Source organism: Microbispora hainanensis, assembly GCF_036186745.1.
Classification (GTDB): Bacteria; Actinomycetota; Actinomycetes; order Streptosporangiales; family Streptosporangiaceae; genus Microbispora.
Genome location: NZ_CP108086.1, coordinates 250,322 through 276,882, shown reverse-complemented (window position 1 = coordinate 276,882; position 26,561 = coordinate 250,322). Strand labels below are relative to the sequence as shown.

At 73.1% G+C, this 26,561-nt stretch carries 24 protein-coding genes; 13 read left to right on the top strand and 11 right to left on the bottom strand.

What is annotated here, in order from left to right:
• The first annotated feature begins 127 nt into the window (after positions 1 to 127).
• The 11 genes from OHB01_RS01280 (at position 128) to OHB01_RS01230 (ending at position 12,210) form a co-directional block, all read left to right on the top strand.
• Entirely contained in the window at positions 128 to 1,768 is a 1,641-nt protein-coding gene (locus tag OHB01_RS01280; protein WP_328854819.1) for a carbamoyltransferase, read from the top strand.
• Entirely contained in the window at positions 1,765 to 2,772 is a 1,008-nt protein-coding gene (locus OHB01_RS01275) for a glycosyltransferase family 2 protein (RefSeq protein ID WP_142648573.1), read from the top strand. The genes OHB01_RS01280 and OHB01_RS01275 overlap by 4 nt, the downstream gene beginning before the upstream one ends.
• Complete coding sequence (locus OHB01_RS01270) at positions 2,769 to 3,863, top strand: glycosyltransferase family 9 protein (RefSeq protein ID WP_328854818.1); 1,095 nt, start codon at positions 2,769 to 2,771, stop codon at positions 3,861 to 3,863. Before OHB01_RS01275 ends, OHB01_RS01270 begins: the two co-directional genes overlap by 4 nt.
• Positions 3,860 to 5,053, top strand: coding sequence for a glycosyltransferase (locus OHB01_RS01265; protein WP_142648575.1), 1,194 nt, complete (start codon positions 3,860 to 3,862; stop codon positions 5,051 to 5,053). The genes OHB01_RS01270 and OHB01_RS01265 overlap by 4 nt, the downstream gene beginning before the upstream one ends.
• Positions 5,054 to 5,056: 3 nt before the next feature.
• On the top strand, positions 5,057 to 5,608 hold the full coding sequence (locus OHB01_RS01260) for a D-sedoheptulose-7-phosphate isomerase (RefSeq protein WP_142648576.1): 552 nt from the start codon (positions 5,057 to 5,059) through the stop codon (positions 5,606 to 5,608).
• Complete coding sequence (locus OHB01_RS01255; RefSeq protein WP_328854817.1) at positions 5,605 to 7,077, top strand: PfkB family carbohydrate kinase; 1,473 nt, start codon at positions 5,605 to 5,607, stop codon at positions 7,075 to 7,077. The genes OHB01_RS01260 and OHB01_RS01255 overlap by 4 nt, the downstream gene beginning before the upstream one ends.
• Before the next feature lie 22 nt (positions 7,078 to 7,099).
• Positions 7,100 to 7,780, top strand: a complete 681-nt coding sequence (locus OHB01_RS01250; RefSeq protein ID WP_328854816.1) for an SDR family oxidoreductase — start codon at positions 7,100 to 7,102, stop codon at positions 7,778 to 7,780.
• Positions 7,771 to 8,718 (top strand): glycosyltransferase family 9 protein, encoded by a 948-nt coding sequence (locus OHB01_RS01245; RefSeq protein WP_147943564.1) that lies wholly within the window; start codon positions 7,771 to 7,773, stop codon positions 8,716 to 8,718. Before OHB01_RS01250 ends, OHB01_RS01245 begins: the two co-directional genes overlap by 10 nt.
• Entirely contained in the window at positions 8,715 to 9,674 is a 960-nt protein-coding gene (locus tag OHB01_RS01240; RefSeq protein ID WP_142648580.1) for a UDP-glucuronic acid decarboxylase family protein, read from the top strand. Before OHB01_RS01245 ends, OHB01_RS01240 begins: the two co-directional genes overlap by 4 nt.
• Before the next feature lie 106 nt (positions 9,675 to 9,780).
• Entirely contained in the window at positions 9,781 to 10,950 is a 1,170-nt protein-coding gene (locus OHB01_RS01235; protein ID WP_328709393.1) for an alpha-hydroxy-acid oxidizing protein, read from the top strand.
• Between the two features lie 129 nt (positions 10,951 to 11,079).
• Positions 11,080 to 12,210 (top strand): methyltransferase domain-containing protein, encoded by a 1,131-nt coding sequence (locus tag OHB01_RS01230; protein ID WP_147943563.1) that lies wholly within the window; start codon positions 11,080 to 11,082, stop codon positions 12,208 to 12,210.
• Positions 12,211 to 12,506: 296 nt separating this feature from the next.
• On the opposite strand, the gene OHB01_RS01225 is transcribed toward OHB01_RS01230, so the two are convergent.
• The 4 genes from OHB01_RS01225 to OHB01_RS01210 all read right to left on the bottom strand — a co-directional run bounded on the left by OHB01_RS01225 (position 12,507) and on the right by OHB01_RS01210 (position 15,849).
• Complete coding sequence (locus tag OHB01_RS01225; protein ID WP_147943562.1) at positions 12,507 to 13,640, bottom strand: DUF6461 domain-containing protein; 1,134 nt, start codon at positions 13,638 to 13,640, stop codon at positions 12,507 to 12,509.
• Between the two features lie 66 nt (positions 13,641 to 13,706).
• Positions 13,707 to 14,624, bottom strand: a complete 918-nt coding sequence (locus tag OHB01_RS01220; protein ID WP_328854815.1) for a MerR family transcriptional regulator — start codon at positions 14,622 to 14,624, stop codon at positions 13,707 to 13,709.
• A 38-nt stretch (positions 14,625 to 14,662) separates the two neighbouring features.
• Positions 14,663 to 15,382 carry a Mut7-C RNAse domain-containing protein gene (locus OHB01_RS01215; protein ID WP_142648584.1) on the bottom strand — a complete coding sequence of 240 codons (720 nt, stop codon included), beginning with the start codon at positions 15,380 to 15,382 and terminating at the stop codon, positions 14,663 to 14,665.
• Positions 15,383 to 15,399: 17 nt separating this feature from the next.
• Complete coding sequence (locus OHB01_RS01210) at positions 15,400 to 15,849, bottom strand: MarR family winged helix-turn-helix transcriptional regulator (RefSeq protein WP_142648585.1); 450 nt, start codon at positions 15,847 to 15,849, stop codon at positions 15,400 to 15,402.
• Positions 15,850 to 15,912: 63 nt separating this feature from the next.
• Between OHB01_RS01210 and OHB01_RS01205 the strand changes: the two genes are divergently transcribed.
• On the top strand, positions 15,913 to 16,782 hold the full coding sequence (locus OHB01_RS01205) for an alpha/beta hydrolase (protein WP_328709395.1): 870 nt from the start codon (positions 15,913 to 15,915) through the stop codon (positions 16,780 to 16,782).
• 1 nt (position 16,783) lies between these two features.
• On the opposite strand, the gene OHB01_RS01200 is transcribed toward OHB01_RS01205, so the two are convergent.
• Together OHB01_RS01200 and betA are read right to left on the bottom strand one after the other, a co-directional pair.
• On the bottom strand, positions 16,784 to 18,241 hold the full coding sequence (locus OHB01_RS01200; RefSeq protein ID WP_142648587.1) for an aldehyde dehydrogenase family protein: 1,458 nt from the start codon (positions 18,239 to 18,241) through the stop codon (positions 16,784 to 16,786).
• A 1-nt stretch (position 18,242) separates the two neighbouring features.
• Positions 18,243 to 19,877: a choline dehydrogenase gene (betA, locus tag OHB01_RS01195; RefSeq protein ID WP_142648588.1), complete on the bottom strand. Its 1,635-nt coding sequence runs from the start codon at positions 19,875 to 19,877 to the stop codon at positions 18,243 to 18,245.
• Between the two features lie 29 nt (positions 19,878 to 19,906).
• On the opposite strand from betA, the gene OHB01_RS01190 reads away from it, so the two are divergent.
• Entirely contained in the window at positions 19,907 to 20,749 is an 843-nt protein-coding gene (locus OHB01_RS01190; RefSeq protein WP_142648589.1) for an IclR family transcriptional regulator, read from the top strand.
• A gap of 6 nt (positions 20,750 to 20,755) precedes the next feature.
• Here OHB01_RS01190 and OHB01_RS01185 read toward each other — a convergent pair whose 3' ends face one another.
• The 5 genes from OHB01_RS01185 to OHB01_RS01165 form a co-directional block, all read right to left on the bottom strand.
• On the bottom strand, positions 20,756 to 21,922 hold the full coding sequence (locus OHB01_RS01185; RefSeq protein WP_328854814.1) for an NAD(P)/FAD-dependent oxidoreductase: 1,167 nt from the start codon (positions 21,920 to 21,922) through the stop codon (positions 20,756 to 20,758).
• Between the two features lie 37 nt (positions 21,923 to 21,959).
• Entirely contained in the window at positions 21,960 to 22,307 is a 348-nt protein-coding gene (locus tag OHB01_RS01180) for a bifunctional 3-phenylpropionate/cinnamic acid dioxygenase ferredoxin subunit (protein WP_142648591.1), read from the bottom strand.
• Positions 22,308 to 22,612: 305 nt separating this feature from the next.
• Entirely contained in the window at positions 22,613 to 22,957 is a 345-nt protein-coding gene (locus OHB01_RS01175; protein WP_142648592.1) for an SPW repeat domain-containing protein, read from the bottom strand.
• Positions 22,958 to 23,095: 138 nt separating this feature from the next.
• The gene (locus OHB01_RS01170; protein WP_328709397.1) at positions 23,096 to 23,731 is read right to left on the bottom strand and encodes a hypothetical protein; all 636 of its coding nucleotides are present in this window, start codon (positions 23,729 to 23,731) and stop codon (positions 23,096 to 23,098) included.
• A gap of 81 nt (positions 23,732 to 23,812) precedes the next feature.
• Positions 23,813 to 26,548, bottom strand: a complete 2,736-nt coding sequence (locus tag OHB01_RS01165; protein ID WP_168066043.1) for a M14 family metallopeptidase — start codon at positions 26,546 to 26,548, stop codon at positions 23,813 to 23,815.
• Positions 26,549 to 26,561: the final 13 nt, after the last annotated feature.

Sequence of the window (26,561 nt, the reverse complement as noted above, 5' to 3'; positions counted from 1 at the left end):
GGTCGATAACTACGCAGAGTGACAGTTGTTGAGTGCATCACCCACTCACGTCGACTTCTCTACAAAACAGTGTTTGGGAGCGCTTCTCTCGGTAACCAGACCCCCACTGCGCAACGGAGGGAAACCGATGCGGTTCTTGGGGATAAACGCGATATTCCATGATCCAGCCGCCGCGCTGGTCGTGGATGGCGAGGTGATCGCCGCCGCAGAGGAAGAGCGCTTCAGCCGGCGCAAGCACGGCAAGCGCCCGGTGCCGTTCTCCGCCTGGGAGCTGCCGGAGCTGGCCGCCGCCTGGTGTCTCGAACAGGCCGGTCTGCGGCCCGAGGACCTCGACGGCGTCGCCTACTCCTACGACCCCGAGCTCGTGGTGCCCGGCGGACCGGGGCAGGACGGGCACTGGGAGGACCTGCGCACCGCCTACGCACGCCGCGCCCCCACCTTTCTCGCCAACGCGCTGCCCGGTCTCGACGCCGCCCAGGTGCGGTTCGTCCCCCACCACATCGCGCACGCGGCTTCGGCCGGGCTGGCCGCGCCCCATCGTGAGTCGGCGGTGCTGGTCTGCGACGGCCGCGGCGAGGCCGTCTCGCACCTGGCCGGGCACTACCGGGACGGCGAGCTGACCGTCCTGGCGAGCCAGGCGCTGCCGCACTCCCTCGGGCTGATGTACGAGGACCTCACCCAGCACCTCGGTTTCCTGCGCTCCAGCGACGAATACAAGGTGATGGCCCTCGCCTCATACGGCGAGCCGCGCTTCCTGCGCGAGATGCGCGACCTCATCTACGCCACGGGCGACGGCGGCTTCCGGGTCGAGCGGATCGACTGGAGCGTGTACGCCAAGGCGCTCGGCAAGGGCGAGAAGTGGACGGCCGACCACGCCGACCTCGCCGCGAGCGTGCAGATCCGGCTCGAAGAAGTGCTGCTCGACCTGGCGAGATGGCTGCACGAGCGCACCGGAGACCGCTGTCTCACGATGGCCGGGGGTGTGGCGCTCAACTGCGTGGCCAACACCCGCCTGTTCGCCGAGGGCCCGTTCGAGGAGGTGTGGGTGCAGCCCGCCGCGGGCGACTCGGGCACCGCGCTCGGGGGAGCGCTGCACCTCGCCCAGGCCGGCGGCGACCCCGTCAGGCCGATGCCCGGCGCCGACCTCGGGCGGAGCTGGACGGACGAGGAGCTGGGGGCGTGGCTCGACGTCGCGCGGGTGCCGTACGAGCGGCCCGCCGACCTCGCCGCGACCCTCGCCGCCGAGCTCGCGGCCGACCGCGTGATCGCCTGGTTCCAGGGGCGTGCCGAGTATGGCCCGCGCGCGCTCGGCCGCCGATCGCTGCTCGCACACCCGGGCAACCCCCGCAACACCGAGCGGCTCAACGACGTGAAGGGCCGCGAGCAGTTCCGCCCCATCGCCCCGATGGTGCTGGCGGAACGCGCCTCGATGATCTTCGGCAGGGGCCCGGTGCCGAGCCCGCACATGCTGTTCGTCCACGACGTGCGGCCGGAGTGGCGCGACCGCATCCCCGCCGTCGTGCACGTCGACGGCACGGCCCGGATCCAGACGGTCGAGCGCGGCCGAGACCCGCTGCTGGCCCGGCTGCTGGAGGAGTTCGAGGCGCGCACCGGGCTGCCCGTGGTGGTCAACACGAGCCTCAACACGGCCGGCCGCCCGATGGCGGACGACCCCCGCGACGCGCTGGAGTGCTTCGGCTCTGCCCCGGTGGACGTGCTCGTCCTCGGTCCGTACGTCGTGCGCAGGGGGGCGGTGTTCGCCGGATGACGACCGAGCTGACCCGGGAGACGAACCCGGCTTCCACCAAGGAGCCGCACCAAGAGGCGGGACCGGCCGTCACGGTCGTGATCCCGACGATCGGGCGTGAGAGCCTGGCCGCCACGCTCGCGGCCGTCGGCCCCGGCCCCGAGATCGTCGTCGTGGACGACCGGCCGGGTGATCGCCCGGAGCCGCTGCCGGTGCCCGGCCGCGTACGCGTGCTCAGGTCGGGCGGGCGGGGCCCGGCCGCCGCGCGCAACGTGGGATGGCGGGCCGCAGCGACGCCGTGGGTGGTGTTCCTGGACGACGACGTGGTGCCGGGCCCCGGGTGGGTCCGCACGCTGACGGAGGACCTCGCCCGCCTGCCCCAGGACGTCGGCGGGAGCCAGGGGCGGCTGGAGGTGCCGCTGCCGCCTGGCCGTCGTCCGACCGACGCGGAACGCAACACCGCCGGGCTGGCCGGCGCCGACTGGATCACCGCCGACATGGCCTACCGCAGGACCGCCCTGGAGGCGGCCGGCGGCTTCGACGAGCGTTTCCCCGGGGCCTACCGGGAGGACGCCGACCTCGCGCTGCGCGTCGAGCGGGCGGGATTCTCCCTGGTCAAGGGGGAGCGGCTGACCCGTCACCCCGTGCGTGACGACGGCTTCTGGTCCAGCGTGCGTTTCCAGCGCGGCAACGCGTCGGACGCGCTCATGCGGCACCTGCACGGCCCCGGCTGGCGGGCGGCCATCGGCGGCCACGGCGGCAGGCTCGGGCGGCACGCCCTCACCACCGGCATGGGCCTGCTCGCGCTCGCCGCCGCCGGGGGGCGTCGCAGGCGCCTGGCCGCCGTCGCGGGGCTGGCCTGGCTCGGCCTCACCGCCGAGTTCGCCCGGGTGCGCATCGCCCCCGGGCCGCGTACGCCGGAGGAGATCGCGCGCATGGCCGTGACCAGCGTGGTCATCCCTCCGGTGGCCTGCGCGCACCGGATCAGGGGCGAGATCGCGGTCCGGACGGGGAGGCGCTCGTGATCGGGACCGCTCTGGTGGTGCGGCCCGACAACGCGGGCGACGTGCTGCTCGCGGGGCCCGCCGTGCGCGCGATCGCCGCCGGGGCGCGGGAGGTCGTGCTGCTCGCCGGTCCGTACGGCAGGGCCGCGGCCGAACTGCTGCCCGGCGTCGGCCGCGTGCTGGAATGGCGGGCCCCGTGGATCGACGCCGACCCGGTGCCGATGACCTCCGAGCACGCGGCCCGCCTGGTGGAGCAGGTCCGTGCGGTCGGCCCGGACGTGGCCGTCGTCTTCACGTCCTTCCACCAGTCGGCGCTGCCCACGGCCCTGCTGCTCCGGCTGGCCGGAGTGCCGCGGATCGCCGCGATCAGCGAGGACTATCCCGGTTCCCTGCTCGACGTGCGGCACGTCGTGGACGAGAGCGTGCACGTCCCCGAGCCCGAGCGGATGCTCGGCCTCGCCCGCGCCGCCGGCTTCGACCTCCCGCCGGGCGACGACGGGCGGCTCGCCGTGCGCGGTCCGCTGCCGGATGTGCAGCACCTCACCGGCCCGCCCGGTTATGTGGTGGTGCATCCCGGCACGACCGCGCCGGCGAGGGCGTGGCCCGCCGAGCGCTGGGCGGAGGCGGTCGAGGCGCTGCTGGCCGCGGGCGAGCGGGTCGTCGTCACCGGCAGCCCCGGCGAGCGGGCGCTGACCGCGCTCGTCTCCGGATCCGCCCTCGTCTCTGGGTCCGTGATCGGCGCCGGCTCCGCGATCGATCTGGGCGGGGCGACCACGTTCGCCGAGCTCGCCGCCGTGCTGGCCGGGGCGTCGGCGGTGGTCGCCGCCAACACCGGCCCCGCCCATCTCGCGGCGGCCGTCGGCACGCCCGTGGTCAGCCTGTTCGCGCCGGTCGTGCCCGCCGCCCGCTGGGCGCCGTACGGCGTGCCCACGGTGGTGCTCGGCGACCAGGACGCCCCCTGCCGGGGGAGCAGGGCGCGGATCTGCCCCGTGCCCGGCCATCCGTGCCTGGCCTCGGTCGGTGGCGAGCAGGTGGCCCGGGCGGTGCGCCGCCTCATGCCGGCCGGGGAGCTCATGCCGCCCGAAGAGGCGGTGAAGGAGAGGGTGCCATGAGGATCGCCCTGGTGTCGGAGCACGCCAGCCCGCTGGCGACCCTCGGCGGGGTGGACGCCGGCGGGCAGAACGTGCATGTCGCCGCCCTGGCCCTGGCCCTGGCCGAACGCGGCAACGAGGTCGTCGTGCACACCCGGCGCACCTCCCCCGGCCAGCCGGACGCCGTCCCCATGGCGCCCGGCGTCACCGTCGAGCATGTGCCGGCCGGGCCGGCGGAGCCGCTGCCCAAGGACGAGCTGCTGCCGCACATGCCCGAGTTCGGCGCGCACCTGGCCCGCCGGTGGAAGGCCGAGCCGCCCGACGTGGCGCACGCGCACTTCTGGATGAGCGGGCTGGCCACGCTGGCGGCGGCGGAGCCTCTCGGGATCCCGGTCGTGCAGACCTACCACGCGCTCGGCACCGTGAAGCGGCGCTGGCAGGGCGAGGCCGACACCAGCCCGCCGAGCCGGCCCGCGATCGAGCGCGACATCGGCCGCCGGGCGGTCGCGGTCATCGCGACCTGCTCCGACGAGGTGCGCGAACTCGTCGCGATGGGCGTGCCGCGTGACCGGATCGCGGTCGTGCCGTGCGGCGTCGACCTCGGCGTGTTCCGCCCGGACGGCCCGGCCGCCCCGCGCGGCGACCGGCCCCGGGTGCTGAGCATCGGCCGCATGGTGCCCCGCAAGGGAGTGGACACCGTCGTGCGGGCCATGCGCCACGTGCCCGGCGCCGAGCTCGTCATCGCGGGCGGCGACCCGGGCGATGACGAGAGCGCGCGGCTGCGCACGCTCGCCGACGGCCTCGGCGTCGGCGACCGGGTGCGGCTGATCGGCAGCGTGAGCCGGGCCGGCGTCCCTGCCCTCATGCGCTCCGCGGACGTCCTGGTGACCGTCCCGTGGTACGAGCCGTTCGGCATGGTGCCCCTGGAGGCCCTGGCCTGCGGGGTGCCGGTGATCGCCTCGGCGGTCGGCGGCCATCTCGACACCGTCGCGGGATGCGGCGTGCTCGTGCCGCCACGGCGGCCGCGTGCGCTGTCCCGCGCGCTCTGCGACCTGCTGACCCGGCCGCGGCTGCGGGCGGCGCTGTCGGCCGCCGGGGCCCGGCGGGCCGCCGCCCGCTTTGGCTGGCCGAGGATCGCCGAGCAGACCGAGTCCGTCTACCGAAACCTGGCCGGCGGGTGCCTGGGCACCCTCGCCGCCGCGGGAGGCTGAGCGATGCATCCTCATCTGGCCCGGCTGAGCACCGCGCTGACGGCGGTGGACCCGGAGACGCCCAAGATCCACGCGTGGGGCTACAAGCTCGCGGCGGTGCTGAGCGGCGGCGGGCGGCTGCTCGCCTGCGGCAACGGCGGCTCGGCCGCCGAGGCGCAGCACCTGACCGCCGAACTGGTCGGGCGCTACCGCGCCGACCGGCGGCCGTACGCCGCCATCCCCCTGCACGGCGACACCTCGTCGCTGACCGCCATCGGCAACGACTTCGGCATGGCCGAGCTGTACGCGCGGCAGGTGCGGGCGCACGGCCGCCCCGGCGACGTGCTGATGTGCCTGTCGACCAGCGGGACGAGCCGCAACGTGACCGAGGCGGCCGAGGCCGGCCGCGAGTGCGGCCTGACGACCTGGGCGCTGACCGGCCCCGGGCCGAACCCGCTCGCCGAGCTGTGCGACGAGGCCCTGACCGTGCCCGCGGGCGACACCGCGACCATCCAGGAGGTGCATCTCACGGTGATCCACATGCTCTGTGACGTGATCGAGAAGGCGGTCACGTGAGCGGACCACTCGTCATCGTCGGCGACTCCCTGCTCGACGTCGACGTCGAGGGCACCGCCGACCGGCTGTGCCCCGACGCCCCCGTCCCCGTCGTGGAGGGGCAGGCGGAGCACCACCGGCCGGGCGGCGCGGGGCTCGCGGCGCTGCTGGCCGCCCGCGACGGCACGCGCGTGGTGCTGATCACCGCATTGGGCGACGACCCCTCCGGCCGCTGCCTGGAGGACCTGCTGTCGCCCATGGTCGAGATCGTACGGCTGCCGCTGCGCGGCACGACCGTGCGCAAGTCGCGGGTGCGCGCCCGCGGGCAGACGCTGGTCAGGATCGACACCGGCGACGGGCGGGCGATGGGCCGGCCGGGCCAGGTCGCCTCCGCCTCCGCGTTCGCCCGCGCGGCCGGAGCCCTTGCGGCGGCGAGCGCGGTGCTGGTCGCCGACTACGGGCGCGGCGTGGCCGACCTGCTGCGTGAGCCGCTGCGCGGGCTCGACGTGCCGCTCGTCTGGGACCCCCATCCCCGGGGGTCGCTGCCCGTGCCGGGATGCGCTCTGGTCACGCCCAGTGAGGCCGAGGCCCGCGGCATGTGCGAGGAGCCGTACGTCTCGCCGGAACGCACCGCCCGCAGGCTGGTGCGCGACCTCGGCGCCGAGGCCGTCGCGATCACCCTGGGCGAGCGCGGGGCGATGCTGGCCCGCCGCGGCGGCAGGTTCGGGCCGGTCCCCGCCCCGCACGTCGCGTCGGGCACGGACGCCTGCGGCGCGGGCGACCGCTTCGCCGCGGCGGCGGCGCTCGCTCTCGCGGACGGCGCGTCATCCGAGGACGCCGTCGCCCGCGCGGTCGGCGAGGCCACCAGGTTCGTGGAGGAGGGCGGGGCCGCCGCGCTGCGCCTGCACCACTCCGGCCGGTATCGGTCGGGCCGGTATCGGTCCGGCCAGGATCACTCCGGCCAGGATCACTCCGGGCAGTACCGCTCCGGGCGGCACTGTCCTGCGACGGAGCCGCCGGTGCCGTTCGGGCCCGGCGCGTCCGCCTTCGACGTTGCCGGTGCCGTACGCGCCGCGGGGGGCCGCCTGATCGCCACCGGTGGCTGCTTCGACCTGCTGCACGCCGGGCACGTGAGCCTGCTGCGGCGGGCCCGGGCCTTAGGAGACGCCCTGGTGGTCTGCGTGAACTCCGACGACTCGATCCGGCGGCTCAAGGGGCCGGGAAGGCCGCTGGTGAGCGAGCGCGACCGGGTCGAGGTGCTGCGCGCGCTCGGCTGCGTGGACGCGGTGACGGTCTTCGACGAGGACACGCCGTCGCAGGTCATCGAGCGCCTGTGCCCGGACGTGTGGGTGAAGGGCGGCGACTACGACGAGCGGTCGATGCCGGAGGCCGAGGCCGTGCGCCGGACCGGCGGGGAGATCGTCATCCTGCCGACCGTGCCCGGCTACTCCACCACGGACCTGATCGCCGCCGCCCGGGCCGCCTCGTGACCTCTTACCGAAAGGGACCCTGATGGTGGGAAACGTGTTGATCACCGGTGGTGCGTCCGGCCTGGGCCGGGCCACCGTCATGGCGGTCGCCAAGGCCGGCGGACGGCCGCTGATCGTGGACGTCAACGAGCCGGACGGCGGGTTCGACCACGTGCGGGCCGACCTGGCCGACCGTGAGCAGGCCGAGCGTGCCGTGCACGAGCTCGCCGAGCGGGCGGGCGGGCTCGACGGCGTCGTGACGGCGGCAGGCGTCGACGCCTGCGGACGGCTTGAGGACGTGGCCGCCGAGCAGTGGGAACGCGTGATCGCGGTCAACCTGCTCGGGACCGCCGCGGTGGTCCGGGCGGCCCTGCCCCACCTGCGCCGGTCGGGAGGAAAGGTCGTCACCGTCGCCTCCACGCTCGGAGTGCGGGCGCTCAGCGACGCGACGGCCTACTGCGCCTCGAAGTTCGGCGTCGTGGGCTTCACCCGGGCCCTGGCGGCCGAACTGGCCGGGCAGGTGGGGGTGACCCTGCTGATCCCCGGCGGCATGCGGACGAACTTCTTCGACGACCGCCCCGACCAGTACAGACCCGGCCCCGACGCCCGGCTCAACCAGCCGGAGGACGTCGCCTCGGCGATCCTGTTCGCGCTCGGCCAGCCGCAGGGCTGCGAGGTCAGGGAGATGGTCGTGTGCGCCTCGACGGAGACGTCATGGCCCTAGAACACGCGCGAAGACCGGTCCTGCTCGCCCTGCGCGGGCTCGGCCTCGGCGACCTGCTCGCCTCGGTGCCCGCCCTGCGCGCGCTGCGCCGGGCCCACCCCGAGCACCGCTTCGTGCTGGCCGCCCCGGCCTACCTCGGCGGGCTGCTGCCGCTGATCGGCGGCGTCGACGAGCTGCTCGACGTGTCCGGCCCCGGGCCGGTGCCGTACGGATCCCCGGACGTCGCGGTCAACCTGCACGGCAGCGGCCCGGAGAGCATCCAGGCGCTGCGCCGCACCCGGCCGGGCCGCCTGCTCACGCACGCCCACCACCTGGTGCCGGGCACGGACGGGCCGCCCTGGGAGCCGGAGACGCACGAGAGGCGGCGGTGGTGCTCCCTGCTGGAGTGGCACGGCATCGCGGCCGACCCGGAAGACCTCGCGCTGGGCGACCCCGGGCCGAGTCCCCTCGCCGGCGGCGTGGTGGTCATCCACCCGGGGGCGGCGTTCCGGGCGCGGCAGTGGCCGCCGGACCGCTTCGCCCAGGTGGCGGCCGAACTGGCCGGTCAGGACCACCGGGTCGTCGTCACCGGCGGCGTGACCGAGGCCGCGCTCGCCCGGCACGTCGCCCAGCTCGCCGGCCTGCCGGAGGAGTGCGTGCTGGCCGGCCGTACGAGCCTGCCCGAGCTCGCCGCGCTGACGGCGCACGCGGCGCTCGTCGTCTGCGGCGACACGGGCGTGTCGCACCTGGCCGTCGCCGTCGGCACGCCCGCGGTCATCCTGTACGGCCCGGTGCCGCCCGCCTTGTGGGGGCCGCCGCCGGACGGCCCGTACATCGCGCTGTGGGCGGGACGCAGGGGCGACCCGCACGGCGACCGGCCGTCGGAGGGACTGCTCGAAATCGGGGTGCCCGAGGTGCTCGACGCGGTCGGGAAGTTGCGAGGAGTGGGGGTGCGGTGAACGATTCCCGTGTCGTGGTCACCGGGGGAGCCGGGTTTCTCGGCTCCTACCTGTGCGAACGCCTGCTGGAGCGCGGTGCCGCGGTCGTCTGCCTGGACAACTTCCTCACCGGGTCGCCGCGCAACGTGGAGCACCTCATCGGGCGGCCGGCGTTCCGGCTCGTGGAGTGCGACCTCACCGGCTTCGTCCACGTGCCGGGCCAGGTCGACCTGGTGCTGCACTTCGCCTCGGCCGCGTCGCCCGCCGACTATCTGCGCCATCCGATCGAGACGCTGAAGGTCGGCAGCATGGGGACGCTGCACGCCCTCGGCCTCGCCGCCGAGAAGGGCGCGCGGTTCGTCCTCGCCTCCACCAGCGAGGTGTACGGCGACCCGCTGGAACACCCACAGAAGGAGACATACTGGGGCAACGTCAATCCGGTCGGGCCGCGCAGCGTGTACGACGAGGCCAAGCGGTTCGCCGAGTCGCTGACCACGGCCTATCGCAACTCGCGGGGCGCCGACACCGGGATCGTGCGGATCTTCAACACGTACGGCCCGCGGATGCGGCCCCACGACGGCCGGGCGATCCCCACGTTCATCCGGCAGGCGCTGCTCGGCGAGCCGATCACCGTGACCGGCGACGGCAGCCAGACGCGGTCGATCTGCTACGTGGACGACACGATCGACGGCGTGCTCGCGCTGGCGGACAGTGACTTCGCCGGGCCGGTGAACATCGGCAACCCGGCCGAGATGTCGATGACGGAGCTGGCGGAGACGATCCGCGACCTGACGGGCTCGTCCTCCCCGATCCGATATGTCGAGCGGCCGGTGGACGACCCCGCCGTCCGCCGTCCCGACACCTCGCTCGCGGAGGAGCGGCTCGGCTGGCGTCCGCGGATCGATCCCGTCGCCGGCCTGCGCCGCACGATCGACTGGTTCGCGAAGGCGCTCACCACCTACCCCCGCGCCTCCTGACCGGGACGGGCCTGGGCGGTTCCGCTCTTCGGCTCTTTTCCGCATAGTTGGCCGTCGCTTGCCGCCCGGCTCGGGTAGCGCACCCTGCCGGGGGTAACGCGCCCGTATGAGCTTCGCGAAGTATCAGGACGAGCTGTACGCCCAGGGGCAGACCGGCCATCAGCCGCCCTATCCGATGACCTTCGCGGAGCTGGAAAAACGGGCGTCGGCCGCGATGCCGCCGAAGATCTGGGCGTACGTGGCGGGCGGCGCCGGTGACGAGCACACCCAGCGGGCCAACCGCGAGGCGTTCACACACTGGGGCCTGTATCCGCGCATGCTCGTCGCGCCCGCCGAGCGCGACATGTCGATCGAGTTGTGCGGGACACGGCTGCCCTCGCCGGTGTTCATGGCGCCCATCGGGGTGATCGGGGTGTGCGCCCAGGACGGCCACGGCGACCTCGCCTGCGCACGGGCCTCCGCTCGCACGCACGTCCCGTTCTTCGCGGCGACGCTGTCCGCCGACCCGATGGAGGACGTCGCCGCGGAGCTCGGCGGCACACCCGGCTTCTTCCAGCTCTACACGCCGCCCGATCGGGATCTCGCCGAGAGCCTGGTGCACCGGGCCGAGGAGGCGGGGTTCAAGGGCATCGCCGTCACCCTGGACACCTGGGTCACCGGCTGGCGGCCCCGCGACCTGCGCGGATCGAACTATCCGCAGGTGCCCGGCGGATGCCTGAGCAACTACACCAGCGACCCCGTGTTCCGGCGGGGACTGCGTCCCGGCGAGGACGCCACCGAGGTGTTCGTACGCACAATGCCGATCTTCGGCGGACCGTTCAGATGGGACGACCTCGACTGGCTGCGCGCGCGGACCCGGCTGCCGCTGATGCTCAAGGGCATCTGCCATCCCGAGGACGTCCGCCGCGCCAAGGACCACGGCGTGGACGCGATCTACTGTTCCAACCACGGCGGACGGCAGGCCAACGGAGGACTGCCCGCCCTGGACTGCCTGCCCGGCGTGGTCGAGGCCGCCGACGGGCTGCCGGTCCTGTTCGACTCGGGTGTGCGCAGCGGCGCCGACGTCGTCAAGGCGCTGGCGCTGGGCGCCACGGCGGTGGGGATCGGCCGCCCCTACGCGTACGCGCTCGCGATCGGCGGCGTCGGCGGCGTCGTGCACGTGCTGCGCTCCATCCTGGCCGAAGCGGACCTCATCATGGCCGTCGACGGCTACCCCACCCTCAAGGACCTGACACCCGAGGCACTGCGCCGCGTGGGCGGCGTCACGACCTCGTGATGCCGGGCCGCGTACGACGGCCTGGTCGCCTGTCCGACCATCAACGACGGCGAGACCGGCCTGGACACGACCCAGCCCCGCACGTCACGCGCCGGAGTGCAACCCCGCCTCCGGCGGAGAATGAACGGCATGGACTGGATCCCGCACGCGCGAGCCCTGGCCGACCGGGTCACGCATCCCGCCTCGCGGTGGCGTGCCCCGGTCAGCGAGGTGCCGCGGCATCTGCTCGTGCCCCGCTGGTGGGCGCCCGGCCCGGGCGGCATGACGCTCCAGAACGGCCCGGCCGACCCCGAGCAGTGGATGCGCGCGGCATACTCCAACCGCACACTGATCACGCGGATCGGGCCTCTGCACGCCGACCACGCTGCGCCGGAGGACCGGCCGCGCGGGCTGCCGACGTCGTCCTCGACCCTCCCCAGCCTCGTGCTGAGCATGTTCGGCCACGCCCGCATCCATCCCGGACTCGACGTGCTCGACGTCGGCACCGGCACCGGGTACGGAGCCGGGCTCCTCACCGCCCTGCTCGGCGACCCTCGGGTCACGAGCGTGGACGTCGACGGCTACCTCACGAAGACGGCCGCCGAGCGGCTGGACGCCGCCGGTCTCCACCCGACGATCGCCACGGTCGACGCCACCGGCCCGCTGCCCGGGACGTTCGACCGGATCGTCGCCATGGTGTCCGTACGCCCGATCCCGGCCGGCTGGCTGAAAGCGCTGCGGCCGGGCGGCCGGCTGGTCACCACGGTCGCGAAAACCTCGCTCATCGTGGTGGCCGACAAGACCGACGACGGCGGAGCCGCCGGGCAGGTCGCCCGTGACTGGGCGATGTTCATGACGACCAGGTCCGGGGCGGACTACCCGCCCGGCCTTACCGAACTCATCGAGGTCGCGCGGACCGCCGAGGGCGAGCAGGTGTCCCGGGCACGCTTCCCTGTGCTCGACGTCAAGGAGTCGTGGGAGGTGCGGTCGATGCTGGAGATCCTGGCGCCGAGCATCGAGCACGACTTCGCCGAGGACGGCGGCGTGCGGACGGCGGTGATGGTGCACGCTGACGGGTCGTGGGCGCGGGCCGAGCAGGCGGGCCAGGAGCCGCCTGTGGTGCACCAGGCGGGTCCCCGTCGCCTGTGGGACGAGCTGGACCGAGTCCGCGACTACTGGCTCCAGCACGGCGCGCTGCCTTTGTACGGCGCTCAGGTGCGCATCAGCCCAGACGGGACGATCCACCTACAGCGCGGCCGCTGGAAGGCCACCATCGCCTGATCCCCCTGCCATGTACGCCCTGCCGGCCGGCCTGGTCGCCCACAGCCGACGTCGGCCGGATGAGGCCACGGTGCGCCGGGCCTGGCACTCGTCCGCGCCTACCCCCTGAATTGGAACGTTGGCACAGTTGGTCGATGACGACAGGTGGGGTCGGCAGCTTCCGGCGTCGTCGTCGGCGTTCATGGCAGCAGCGTCGGCCCTGGGCTGTACATGGCGGCGATCGGTGCGGTGTTCGCGGTCATCGGTGGGCTGGTCGCCGACCCGGCGAAGGCAAACGGATCGTGAGGCTGCGGTGTTCAGGCGTCCGTGGCGGACAGGATCTGGCGGAGGGTCTCGCGGGCCGCCGGCCAGTCGTCGCCCAGGGCCAGACCGGCGTGATGGTAGGCGTCGAACACCATCGGAATGTCGACGGCCGTCAGGGCGGCGCCCTTCGGGCCGCGGGCGGCGATCTGCAGGGCGATCCCCGCCTGCATCCGCTGCCATGCCGGGTCCTGCTCGAACGACAGGTCGTCCGCGCTGTTCTCCTCCCCGTCCTCCTCGTCGTCGTGGAAGACTTCCTGGGCCAGCGGCGCCACGAGCCGTTCGGCCAGTTCTCCGACTCGCTGCGCCCCGGCACGCCGCCCCGACGCGAGGTCGGCCAATACGTCCCGTACGACGGGGAACCCGCCCAGGCGGAACCGGTCGGCGAGCAGCTCGGCCAGGTGCGCGAGCGCGGCGAACTGCCGCGACTCCGGCGCGGCCTCGACCGCGTCCCTCAGCCGCACCTCCGGGTCGTTGCGATGTTCGGCGAGCTCCTCGGGCGCGGGCGGCTCCGTCGCGAGGGGCCACTGGAAGGTGAGGTAGGGATGCGTCCCTGACAGCCATTCGGCGGTGAGCCGCACCCCCGTCACCAGCTCGACCACGGCCATCGCGGCGGCCTGCCAGTCGTCCTCGTCCCCGGCCGGCAGCTCGGTCATGGCGCGCAGCTCGGGTTCGAGCACCGCGATGTCGTCGCCGGTCCACTCGTCCCAGAACATCGCGTCGAGGGAGGCCAGCACTCGACCGCCGGCCGCGTAGTTCAGCCTGTTGTCGCCCTCCACGTTCCAGTAGACGCCGCACACCCGTGCGTCGCGGCTGAGCCGCCGCAGCACGTGGGGCTGGGTGCCCAGGATTCCGTTGTTCTCGAACAGCATCACGGCCGGGCCCACGGGCGCCACCGACATCGGATGGACCCCGTCGAGGAAGGGGAGGGCCTCCAGCGGGGCGGCCTCGTGCACCTCGTGCGGGGTTCCGCCGCTGACCAGCGCTCCGATGCCGGTGATGGAGAACGGCCTGGGCTCGTGCGGGACGACGACCGTCCAGCAGATGGCCGTCTCCAGCCACGGCTCCTTCCGCAGCAGCTCGCGGTAGTGGGCGAACACCTCGGTGAAGGCTGGGCGGCCATCGGTCATGGCGGACACTCCGGAGCGCGCGGCGACATATCGGAGTGATCTTCGCAGGAGGGGCCGGGGCGTGTCTCACGAAGCGCGCAGGGCGTCGGCGAACCAGGTGAGGGCGCGGGTCGGGTCGTCCGGGGGCGGCCAGCCGTTGACCACGGCGAGCAGCCGGACGTACGTCTGGCGGCGCGGGTCCCGGGCGGTGTCGATCTGGGCCAGGAGCCGGTGCCGGAGGGCGGCGTCGTCCGGCCGGCCGACGAGGGAGGCGTACCGCGCGGTCGCGGCGGCGACGATCGCGGCGGCCTGCGGTGAGGCGGGGTCGGCGCCGGCGGCCAACGCGGGGGCGACGTGGTCGCGCACGATCGCCACCGCGTCCGGGCGTGGGACGTTCCCCCGGCCCTGGTCGGCCACGATCTGTTCGGCCAGGCGTCGCATGAGCGCGCCGAACTCCGGGTCGCGGGCCAGCCCGGCCAGCTCGATCCACGCCTCGACCTGCTCGTCCTCGGGGTCGTCGGGCAGCTCGGGGGTCATCGTGCGCCTGACTCCGGTCAGGTCCGCGTCCAGGCCGCCGAACGCGGCGTCGAGAAAGCCGCCGATCAGGCGTCGCCGTTCGTCCGCGGAAAGCCTGGCGAGTCTGTGCATGAGATCCATCTCCTCTGGGGTGGAGCCGCGCCGTGCCACCGCCGTCGCCACCGCGCGCCGCAGGCGCAGCACCCGGATCTGCGTCGCCAGCGCCTCGGCGTGCGCCGCCGCGACCTGGGCCAGGGACAGCTCCCGGTCGAGGACCCGCCGGATCGTGGGCAGGTCGATCCCCAGGTCACGCAGGGTCCGTACGAGCTCGAGCCGGGCGGCGGCGTCGGCGTCGTAGAGGCGGTGGCCGGCCGGGCTGCGGCCGGTGGGCGGCACGATCCCGCGGTCGGCGTAGAACCGGACGGCCTTGACCGTCAGCCCGGTCCGCCGTGCCAGCTCACCGATCGAATAGAGCGTGTCGCCGTCCATGCCCCCACCCTCGCGTCTCCCCTTACGGGAGACGCAACTCATGACCGCTGACCGGCACGTACGGCGTGGAGGGCGCGGCCGACGACGGCCGCGAGGTCGCCGCCGTGGGCGCCCCGCCAGTAGATCCGGCCGCAGTCGAGGCAGCGGGCGAACTCGTCATAGCTGCGCCGCGTGCCGGGCTCAAGCGCGTCCTCCACCTCGGCCTTGCCGACCGGGGCGAGCCGCCCGTTGCAGGCCGTGCATCGGGTCCACGGGGCCAGCGGCGGCCGGAAGCGGTCGAGCACATCGAGGAACTGGTCGTCCGGCCTGGCCCCGCGCACGTACGCGCCGTGCCGCAGCGACCGGCGCCGCAGGATGCCCCGGTCCTGCGTGAGCAGCACCCGGTCTTCGGCGTCGGCCTGCTCGATCAGGGCGTCGTCGTCCATGTCGTTGCGATAGGCGGTGTCCAGGCCGACCAGGCGCAGCCGCCGCGCCAGCGTCCCCAGGTGGACGTCGAGGACGAACCGGCAGTCGGGCACGGCCTGCGGCCTGGGCACGGGCGGCACCTCCACCACCTCGTCCGGGCCCGGCCGGTACGACCGCTCGACCGGGCGGCCACCCGCCAGGAATGTGCCGGCCTCGGTCAGCGGCACGCCCGCCGACTCGATCAGGTGGCCGAGCGAGGACGTCCCGTCGTACGGCACGGCCACCTCGGGCCGCCGGTTGCGCGGCGCGAGGAAGATCCACAGCTCGGGCGAGAAGCGTACGGACACGTCCATGCCCCCAGCATGCGCCTTCACGTCCGCAACGCGTCGAGCGTCGTACGGAGGAAGTGGCGCACCGCGGCCGTCTCCCGTTCGTCGAAACCGGACAGGACCGTGACCGCCGTGTCGATGAGCGGCCCGAAGTGGCGCCACCCCAGTTCCTTGGCGCGGTCTTCGACTCTCAGCAGGACCCGCCGCCGGTCCTTGACGTCGCGGACCCGGCTGACCAGGCCGAGCCGTTCGAGCCGGTCGACGACCCCCGTGGTGCCCGCCGAGTTGAGGCCAAGCCCGGCGCCGAGGAAGCCTGCCGTGGCGTCGATCCCGGCCCGCTCCGCGTCGAGCAGGCAGATGAGCGCCCGCACGTCGGTGACGTGCATGCCGTGCTCGGCCGCGAACTCCGCCTGCCGCAGGCCGTATTCCACCGTGACCGCCCGCAGCAGATGGAAGATCTCCATCTCCGGACCCTCGTGCCCACCCGACATGACCCACTCCTATTATCTCGTTCAACGAGATTATTGCTTAGCGAGACATTGTGAGGGGCAGGCATGACGAGCGCTGACGACGGGTTTCTCGCGGCCTACGACGCCGTCCTGGCGGCGCGCTGGCCCGCCTCCACCGAGCAGGCGGAGATCCGCACGCCGTACGGCACGACCCACGTCAACTCCGTCGGCCCCGCGGACGCGCCGCCGGTGGTCCTCCTGCACGGAGGCGGGACCACCTCGACCGTCTGGTACGGCACGGCGACGGCGCTCGGCACGGCCTACCGCGTGCACGCGGTCGACACCGTCGGCGACGCGGGACGCAGCGTCGCCGGCGAGCGGCCGATCCGGAAACTCGGCGACCAGATGGCCTGGCTCGACGCCGTGCTCGACGGGCTCGGCGCCTCACGGGTGTTTCTGTGCGGCCATTCCTACGGCGCGTGGAGCGCACTCCACTACGCGCTCCATCACGCGGGGCACGCGCCCGGCAGGGTGCGGGCCCTGGTGCTGGTCGATCCGACCAACTGCTTCGCCGGGTTCTCCCGCCGCTACCTGCTGCGCGCCCTGCCGATGCTGCTCCACCCGACCGTACGGCGGCGCCGCGCGTTCCTCGCCTGGGAGACGGGGCACGCGGCGCTCGACGAGACGTGGCTGCGCCTCTACGACCTGGCCGCCGCCTTCCCCGCCGCCCGACCCCTGACCGGGCCGCGTCCCGCCCCGGAGGCGCTGCGGGCGCTGCGGCTTCCGGTGCTTCTTCTTCTGGCCGAGCGCAGCAGGGCGCACGACATCGGCCGGGTGGCCGCCTCCGCCGCGGCGCTCCTGCCGCGCGTGGAGACGGCCGTGCTGCCCGGGGCCACCCATCACACCCTGCCCCTCGCGGCGCCGCCCGAGATGGACGCGCGCATCGGGGAGTTCCTCGCCGCGTACGGCGCCTGACTCAGGGGCGGAACCAGTGCTGGGGGCGGGGATCGGTGTTCTGCCAGATGTGCTTGATCTCGCGGTATTCGTTCAGGCCGGTCGGGCCGAGCTCCCGGCCGACGCCCGACTGCTTGAACCCGCCCCACTCCGCCTGCGGCACATAGGGGTGATAGTCGTTGATCCACACGGTGCCGTGCCGCAGCCGGGCGGCCACCCGCTGCGCCTTGCCCGCGTCGGTCGTCCACACGGCCCCGGCGAGGCCATAGTCGGTGTCGTTGCCCAGCGCGACGGCCTCGTCCTCACCGGAGAACCGCTCCACCGTCAGCACCGGCCCGAACGACTCCTCCCGGACGACCCGCATGTCGCGGTGGCAGCCGTCCAGCACGGTCGGCGGGAAGAAGTAGCCCTCGCCCTCCAGCCGCCGCCCGCCGCAGCGCAGTTTCGCGCCCTCGGCGATCCCCGCCTCGACGTACGCCTCGACCTTGGCCAGATGCGCGGCAGAGATCAGCGGCCCGGTCTCGGCCTCGGGGTCGAACGGCCCGCCCAGCCTGATCCGCTCGGCCCGGCGCACCACCGCGTCCACGAACTTCTCGTGGATGGAGTCCTCCACCAGCAGCCGCGCACCGGCCGAGCAGACCTGCCCCGAGTGCAGGAAGACGGCGGTCACGGCGAAGTCGACCGCGGTGTCGAAGTCCGCGTCGGCGAAGACGATGTTGGGGTTCTTGCCGCCCAGCTCCAGGGCGACCCGCTTGACCGTCCGCGCGGCGGCGGCCATGATCCACCGGCCCGTCGCCGGCCCGCCGGTGAACGAGACCAGGTCGACGTCCGGGTGCTCGGCCAGCGGCGCGCCCGCCTCCGCGCCGGCCCCGAGCACGAGGTTGCCCACGCCCGGGGGCAGGCCCGCCTCCTCCAGCAGCCGCATCAGCAGGATCGCGGTCGACGGGGTCAGCTCGCTCGGCTTGAGCACGAAGGTGTTCCCGGCCACCAGCGCGGGCGCCACCTTCCAGGAGGTCTGCAGCAGCGGGTAGTTCCACGGCGTGATCAGGCCGCAGACGCCGACCGGCTCGTACACCACCCGGCTGATCGCGTCGGCGCGCCCGGTGTCGACCACCCGGCCCGCGTCCGTGCCCGCGATCCCGCCGAAGTAGCGGAAACACGCGATCACGTCGTCGACGTCATACTCGCTTTCCACCAGGCGCTTGCCGGTGTCCAGCGACTCCGCCCGCGCGATCTCGGCCTTGTCGCGCTCCAGCAGAGCGGCCACCCGCAGCAGCAGCGCCCCGCGCTCCCGCTCCGGCGTACGCGGCCACGGGCCATCGTCGAACGCCCGCCGGGCCGCCGCGATCGCGGCCTCGGTGTCGGCGCGGGTGGCCTCCGCGACCGTGGCCACGTGCCGCCCGTCGGCCGGGCAGTGGATCTCGCGCCGGCCGCCCTCGGCAGCGTCGCGCCACTCCCCGCCGATGTGCAGGTCCTTCATCTCAGGCGTCCTTCCTGTGCCGGTAGAACTCCACCGGCTCGGGGGCCAGGGGAGTGTTACCGAGGATCAGGTCGGCCGCCTTCTCCGCGACCATCATCACGGGCGCGTAGATGTTGCCGTTCGTCACGTACGGCATGACCGAGGCGTCCACGACCCGCAGGCCCTCCAGGCCGTGCACTCGCATCGTCAGCGGGTCGACCACGGACATCTCGTCCACGCCCATCTTGGCCGTGCAGGAGGGGTGCAGCGCGGTCTCGCCGTCCTTGGCCACCCAGTCGAGGATCTGCTCGTCGGTCTCGACCTCAAGGCCGGGCGACAGCTCGCCGCCGTTGAACGCGTCCATGGCGGGCTGGTTGAGGATGTCGCGGGCCACTCGTACGGCCTCGACCCACTCGCGGCGGTCCTGGTCGGTGGACAGGTAGTTGAACCGCAGCGCGGGCTTCACCCGGGGGTCGGCGCTCTTGATCTTCACGGAGCCGCGGGCGTCGGAGTACATCGGCCCGATGTGCACCTGGTAGCCGTGCCCGCCGGCCGGCGCGCTGCCGTCATACCGTACGGCGACGGGCAGGAAGTGGAACATCAGGTTGGGGTAGTCGACGTCCTCGTTGCCGCGCACGAAGCCGCCGGCCTCGAAGTGGTTGGTCGCGCCGGGGCCCTTGCGCAGGAACAGCCACTGGGCGCCGACCATCGGCCGGTTGCGCCACTTCATCGCGGGCTGCATCGACACCGGCTGCTTGCAGGCGTACTGGATGTAGACCTCCAGGTGGTCCTGGAGGTTCTCGCCCACGCCGGGCAGGTCGTGGACCACGTCGATGCCGTGCGCCTTCAGGTGGTCGGCGTCGCCCACGCCGGACAGCTGCAGGAGCTGCGGGGAGTTGATCGCGCCGCCGCAGAGGATGACCTCCCCGGCCCGCACCCGCTTGCCGTCGAACTCGACGCCGACCGCGCGCTTGCCCTCGAACAGGATCTTCGTGACGAACGCCCGGGTCTTGACCGTGAGGTTCGGGCGGTCCATCACGGGGTGGAGGTAGGCCCGGGCGGCCGACAGGCGGCGCCCGCGGCGCAGGTTGCGGTCGAACGGCGCGAAGCCCTCCTGGCGGTAGCCGTTCACGTCGTCGGTCAGCGGGTAGCCCGCCTGCTGCACGGCCTCGAAGAACGCCTTGAACAGCGGGTTCTTCGCCGGGCCGCGCTCCAGCACCAGCGGCCCGTCGTGCCCGCGCATCGGGTCGGACGGGTCGGCGGCCAGGCAGTTCTCCATCCGCTTGAAGTACGGCAGGCAGTGCGCGAAGTCCCAGGTCTCCATGCCCGGATCGGCGCCCCAGCGCTCGTAGTCCATCGGGTTGCCGCGCTGGAAGATCATGCCGTTGATGCTGCTCGACCCGCCGAGGACCTTCCCGCGGGCGTGGTAGATCCGCCGGCCGTGCATGTAGGGCTCGGGCTCGGACTCGTACTTCCAGTCGTAGAACCGGCTGCCGATGGGGAACATCAGCGCCGCGGGCATGTGGATGAACACGTCCCACAGGTAGTCGGGACGGCCCGCCTCCAGCACGAGCACGCGGTTCGAGGGGTCGGCCGACAGCCGGTTCGCGAGCGCGCTCCCCGCTGATCCACCACCGACGATGACAAAGTCATACATGTCCGCCTCCCGGGCAGGATGATATTGATATGCGCAATAGAGTGCAGCATTCGCAACGTCACGCGCCGGACCCCGATCTCGCGGGGGCCGACGAGACCGCCGCGAGGTCCGAGGGAAGCGGCGGCGTCCAGTCGGTGGACCGGGCCGTCACGATCCTGGAGATCCTCTCCCAGCGCGGCGAGGCCGGCGTGAGCGAGGTCGCGGCGGAGATCGGCGTCCACAAGTCCACCGCGTTCCGGCTTCTCGGCGCGCTCGAGGCGCGCGGCCTGGCCGAGCAGGCCGAAGACCGCGGCAAATATCGCCTCGGCTTCGGCATCGTCCGGCTCGCCGCCGGGGTGGCCGCGCGGCTCGACCTCGTCCAGCAGAGCCGCCCGGTGTGCCGGCGTCTCGCCGAGGAGATCGGCGAGACCGTCAACATCGCCGTCGCGCGGTCCCACTACGCCATCAACCTCGACCAGGTGCGCGGCCAGGCGGCCGTGACCGCGCACAACTGGGTGGGCCAGCCCACCCCCCTGCACGCCACGTCGAGCGGCAAGGTCCTGCTCGCCCACCTCGACGAGCGGCGCCGCGAACGGCTCATCGCCGCCGCCGGGCTGGAGCGCTTCACCCCGGCCACGGTGACCGACGCGGGCGAGCTGCGCCGGCAGCTCGCCGAGGCGCTGCGGCAGGGCTACGCGGTCACCGTGGAGGAGTACGAGATCGGGCTGAACGCCATCGCCGCGCCCATCCGCTCCCACGAGGGCGAGGTGGTGGCCGCCGTCAGCGCCTCCGGCCCGGCCTACCGGTTCAGCGAGGAGCGCATGCACGAGCTCGCGCCCGTGCTCGTCGCGGGCGCCGCCGACATCAGCCACCGTCTCGGCCACGGTGGGTGACGGCGCTCATCGCGCCCCGGCGGGCTCGTTCACGCGGCGTCGCCACCGGGTGAACGAGCGCGGCTGGTCGACCCCGAGCACCGCGACCGTGCGGCCCTCCCGCCGGTAGACGGCCAGGAAACGGCGGGACGCGAGGTCGCCCTCCTCGACGCTCACCTCGTCTCCCGGCAGCGTGTGCCCGGCGAACTGCACGCGCATGCCGTACTGGTCGGACCACAGGTAGGGCGGCGCGAGCGTGTCCGGCACGGCCGCGCCGCCGGACAGCAGCGTCCGCGCGGCAGTGGCGGGACGCCGGGCGGCGCCGGTCCAGTGCTCCACGCGCAGGTGGGCGTCGAGAGCGGGGTCGAACCAGGCGGCGCAGTCGCCGACCGCGACGACTCCCGGCACGTTCGTCGCGCCGCCCGCGTCGCAGACGACGCCGTCGCCGAGCAGCACCCCGCTGCCGTCGAGCCACTCCACGACCGGCCGCGCGCCGATGCCGACGAGCACCACGTCGGCGTCCAGGCGGCGTCCGTCGTCGAGCAGCACGCCGTCGACGCGGCCCTCGCCCGTCAGGCCGCGTACGGCGGCGCCGCAGATGAGGCGCACGCCGTTGTCCTCGTGCAGCCCGGCGAGCGCGGTGCCCATCTCGGGCCCGAGCGCGCGGGCGAACGGCGCGGGCGCGGCCTCGACGATCGTCACGTCGAGGCCGAGCGTGCGGGCGACGCAGGCGACCTCCGCGCCGATGAACCCGGCCCCGATCACCACGAGCCGCCGGGCGGCGCCGAGGTCGGCCCGCAGGGCCGCCGCGTCGTCGATCGTGCGCAGCGTGTGCACGCCGGCGAGACCACCCCCGAGGGTGCGGGCGACCGCGCCGGTGGCGATGACCACGCCGTCGGCCTCGACCGCGGAGCCGTCGGCGAGCGCGACGCGCAGCGACCGCCCCCGGTCGAGGCCGGTGGCGGCGACGCCCAGCCGCCACTCGGCGCCGAGGTCCTCGTCGTCGCCCTCCAGAGCGAGATCGGCCGTCGTCATCTGCCCGGTGAGGAACTCCTTGGACAGCGGGGGACGGTCGTAGGGGCGGTGCGGCTCGGCCCCGACGATCGTCAGGCGCCCGTCGAAGCCCTGGGCGCGCAGCGCGCGGGCCGCCGACAGCCCGGCGAGCGACGCGCCGACGACAGCGACCGATTTCACGACATCCTCACGGCTTTCACGACACCCTCACGGCGTCTCAGGCCGAACCGGTGCGGACGCCGGGCGGCAGGTTCGGCGGCAGGTCCGACGGCACGACGTAGACGGTCTCGTCCTGGACCACCACCTGGTGGGTGCGCACCGGCAGCTTCGCGGGAGGAGCGTCCACCTGGCCCGTGCGCAGGTCGAAGCGCGACGCGTGCAGGGGGCACTCCACCTCGCACCCTTCCAGCCACCCGTCCGCGAGCGACGCGTCCTGGTGCGTACAGGTGTCGTCCACCGCGTACAGTTCACCGTCCTCTGTGTGGAAGACGGCGATCGGGGGATCTGTCTCGATTCGGAGGGCCTCACCCCTGGGCAGGGCGGCGAGGGGGCACGCAGGAATCATGCGAGGGTTTCCCAGTTTCGTAAGGTGGAACAGGAAGCGCTATGCGCAACAGACTGAGTGGAGATCGCGCCAAAGTCAAGGGGCGACATGCCGCCTGTGGAGTGATAAGCGCGACTCTGGTCCCCGCGCAGGTGAGGCCCCCTGTCTCCGCCATCCCCTGTCGTCGCACCGCCGCCGCCCTGTCGCACGCCGTCCCCGTGCCGGCCGTGCGAGCCGGAGGGACGCAAAGACGTACGGCCCCGCCGCCTGTCGCCGGGGGGACGACGGGCGGCGGGGCCGTACGCGTGGGTGGGGCGGTAGGGGAGTCAGGCGGCGACGGTCGTGCGGCCGCGCACCTGCAGGACGGTCAGCAGACCGACGATGACGGTGACGCCGCCGGTGATCCAGGCGGTCCACGCAGAGGCGGAGTCGCCGTCGAAGCCGAACGCCCAGGGGGAGACGAGCAGCAGAGCGCCGAACGCCGCGGTCACCCAGGAGCTGGCGCCGCCCGCGCCCAGGATGGACCACAGGGCGGAGACGACGAGCAGGGCGCCGAGGATGAGCAGTGGTTGCGTGGCCGCCTGGGCGTCGGCCCAGAAGAACGGTGCGAGCACCGCGACCAGCCCGGCGACGAGGGCGACGACGTCGGACAACGATCTCGTGAGATCCATCCGTGCCTCCGTACGGGGAGAGGTGACCTGTTATCTGACGGTCTGCCTGATTGACCGCCCGGTCAACAATCCGCTACGTCAGGATTTCCTAACCCTGCGTCACATCGTCCTGGACGGGACTGGTGCGGACCCGCCCGGTCAGGACTGGTTGAACAGCGACAGCGTGATGGTGGAGTGGTATTCGCCGGCGGCGACGTCGACCGGGGTGCGCAGGGCCAGATCGGCGTTGACCTCCGAAGTGCCGATCTCGTCGGCGGAGTTGGCGGTGGAGACCAGCAGCTCCTGCCCCTGCAGACCGACCGTGGGAGCGCCGGTGCCGTCGGAGATGGCGCTGGAGACCGGCTCACCGGCCGCCACCGAGCCGGTGGAGGAGTCGCTCAGCAGGTGGGGCCGCCAGCCCAGGTATTCCGGGCCGATGGTCTTGCTCGGGTCGTCGGTCGCGACGAACTCGCTGGCCTGGCCCACGACCGCCCAGTACTCACCGTCGGGGATCTCCTCGGGGGTGCGGGTGTCGGTCACGGTGACCGTCGGCAGGGTGCCGGTGAACTGGCGGGCGGTGGCGTCCGAGCCGTTCTCCTCCAGCGACACCCCCGTGTTGTCGGCCACCGTCATCGACAGCTGGCCGGGGGTGGTGGTCGGCTGGATGTTCACCGACACGTCGATGCCGCCGGTGCCGGCGGGGTCGTCGTCGGCCAGCGCGGGGGTGGCCGCGGCGGCGAGGGCCAGGCCGAGCACGGAGGCGGCGATTATCTGTGTGGTCCTGGTGATTCTCATGCGGATCGCTCCATTTATGGGGGGCGGGGCCGGCCGGATGGGCGGCCGGCCCCGGGTCTGTGCTACAGCGGTGTCAGCGGCTCAGTGGCAGTCGGCCGCGCTGTAGGCGGCGTCGTAGGACGAGGTGACCTGCTTGCCGTCGATCGTGGCGGTCGCCTTCACGGTGACCGTGCCGGCGTCGATGCTCCCGGCCCGGGTGTTGAAGGACTGGTAGGCCTGCTTGCCCGGGGCCACGTCGGCCACCGTCTTGGAACCGTACGGGGTGGTCAGCTCCACCGTCGCCGGCCCGTCACCGGCGTTGACGGCCGTCGCGGCGACGTACGCCGAGCTGCCCGTGCAACGGGACGAGGCGGTCACGGTCAGCGGCACCACCGGCGCCTTGTCGACGGTGACGGTCTCCTTGTTGTAGTTCTTGCCGTTGCCGTCCGGCTTGTAGTTCTTCTCGATGTTGCCCGCGAGGTCCATGGCGAACCAGTGCACCTCTGTCGTCTTGTCGACAGTGATCTTCGCGGCGCCCTCGCGCATGCCCGACGAGGTCAGCTTGGGCGAGCTCAGCGTCGGCCGGCTGCCGTCGAGGGTGTAGTAGACGTTCGCCGGCTCGTCCACGGTGAAGGTGAACGTGGCCGAGGTGTCGGTCCTGTCGGTCACCACGAGCTTCGACTCGGGCTTCTGCTTGTCCTTCTCGTACGCCTGGGCGACTTCGAGGATGCCGATCTGGCCGTTGGAGAACTCCATCGCCTCCTCGTGGCCCTCCTCGAACGGAGGCTGGAAGCCGACCGAGGTGTACCTGTTGGTCGCCGGGTCGTAGACGTCCGCGCCGACCTCGAAGTCCCAGCCGATGATGCCCTTGTTGTACCAGAACTCGTCGGCGCTGTTGCCGGCCGCCGAGTAGAGCACGTCGATCACCGGACCGGTGCGCCCCGGCCAGATGGCCGTGCCGCGCCAGCCCTGCACGGCCGACAGGATGTGGGCGGAGGCGTTCCAGAAGTACTCCTCGGTGCCCAGGTCCGGCCGCGGCAGCGTCTCGCGCCCGGCGCTCTTGTACGCCCCCGGAGGCCACATGAAGTAGCCGCCGTAGGAGTGGGTGTTCATCGCGAACTTGATGTTCGGGTACTGCTCCGTCAGCCAGACCTCGTTGCGGGTCTCCGGCTCCGACAGCTCGGACGGCCCGGAGTAGGTCTCACCGGTGCAGGTGGTCGAACCGCCGACGTAGCCGTCGAAAGCGCTGCCCACCGAGAAGTTGCGGTTGAGGTCGACGCCCCAGGAGTTGCGGCGCGCCGGGTCCGACCCGTCGGCAGCGCAGTAGTTCACCATGTTCTTGCGCTGCATGTTGTAGTCGTACATCGAGTAGTGCGCGCCGTCGGGGTTGATCGTCGGCACGATGAAGATGTCGAGGTTGTTCACCAGCTTCTTGGTGTCCGCGTCGAGCGCGTAGTTGCGCAGCAGCCGCTCGGCGGTCTCCACACAGGTCAGCGGGGTCACCCACTCGCGGGCGTGCTCCTGGCAGTAGAGGAACACCCCGGTCTTCGAGCCGTCCCGGCTCTTGCCGATGCGCAGCGCCTTCATCTGGAACGGCTGGCGCGAGACGGTCGCCGGCGCCTTCAGGCCGTCGGTCAGCTTCGTCGCCGCGGCCGCGGCCACCACGCCGGTGCCCGGGCTGGTGCGATAGAGGGCGGCGGTCAGCAGCGCCGAGGCCGCGGGGTCGCCGTTCAGCGCGGCGACCACCTCGGAGGCCGTGCTGGTGACCGAGCCGGAGGCGTCCGTCGCCAGGTTGACCACGACGTCCTTGCCGTTGACGGTGACCGAGAGCGGGGCCGAGGCGGTGCCGGGGTTCGCCAGCGCGACGCTGACGTCGTTGCCGCCCTCGCTGCCGTACGCCTTGGACGTCACGTAGAACGTGCTCGCCAGCGCGCTCCCCGAGCCGCTGCCGAACTGCGCCTGCGCCTGGCGGCGGTAGCCGTTCGTCTTGTACGGGAGGTCGATGATCTCCGAGATGTTCGGGAACTGCTTGGCCAGCGCCACGATCCGGCCGGTGACCTCGGTGGGGTCCATGTAGTGGTCGACGAAGTCCTGCACGTAGTGCTTGCCCGGCGCCTTGCGCGGCTCGCCCAGCCACTTGGTCACCGGCACGGTGACCGTGCCGCCCCGGCTGCTGGTGATCGTGACCTGGGTGGGGGTCTCCGTGATCGGCAGCGGCGAGTTGAACCGGTGGTACATGTACTGGCCCGCGTCGGTGAAGCGGGACATCGTCGTCGAGCCGCCGGAGTCGGGGGCCGTGCCGGGGCCGCTGTCCCAGGTGGCGGTGAGCACGGTCTGGGCGTCGGTCGCGCTCGTCTTCACTTCCACCGACAGGAAGCGCTGGTTGTCGAGGCTGGTGAACCACTCGGCGCGCAGCGGGGTCAGTGTGTCGGTCTCGGCCGCGTCGGCCGATGCGACGGCGAGAGCCTGCCGCCGTTCTGCCAGGTTCGCGGCGTAGTCGCTCTGGTCGGAGATGGCGTCGCGGACGTCGAAGCCCTGGTCGCGCAGGCTCCGCGCCTCGTCGGGGCTGAGCACGGCGTGCACCTCGATGCCGCCGTCGACGGGCTTGGTGTATTCGGCCAGGTCGACGCCCATGGCGACCAGCTTGTCCACGCCCGCCTGGTCGGCGACGACGACGCGCATGAGCGCTACGCCGTTCTGCGCGGTGCTGGAGGCCCGGTCCGGCGGGACCGGATCCGGGGAAGGATCGGCGAGCGCCGGGAGGGCGTTCAGAGTGATCGCCAGGGGGAGTGCGAGCGCGGCGGCATAGCGACGCGCTCTCCGGGGAGAGCTACTCATCGAGTTCCTCCAT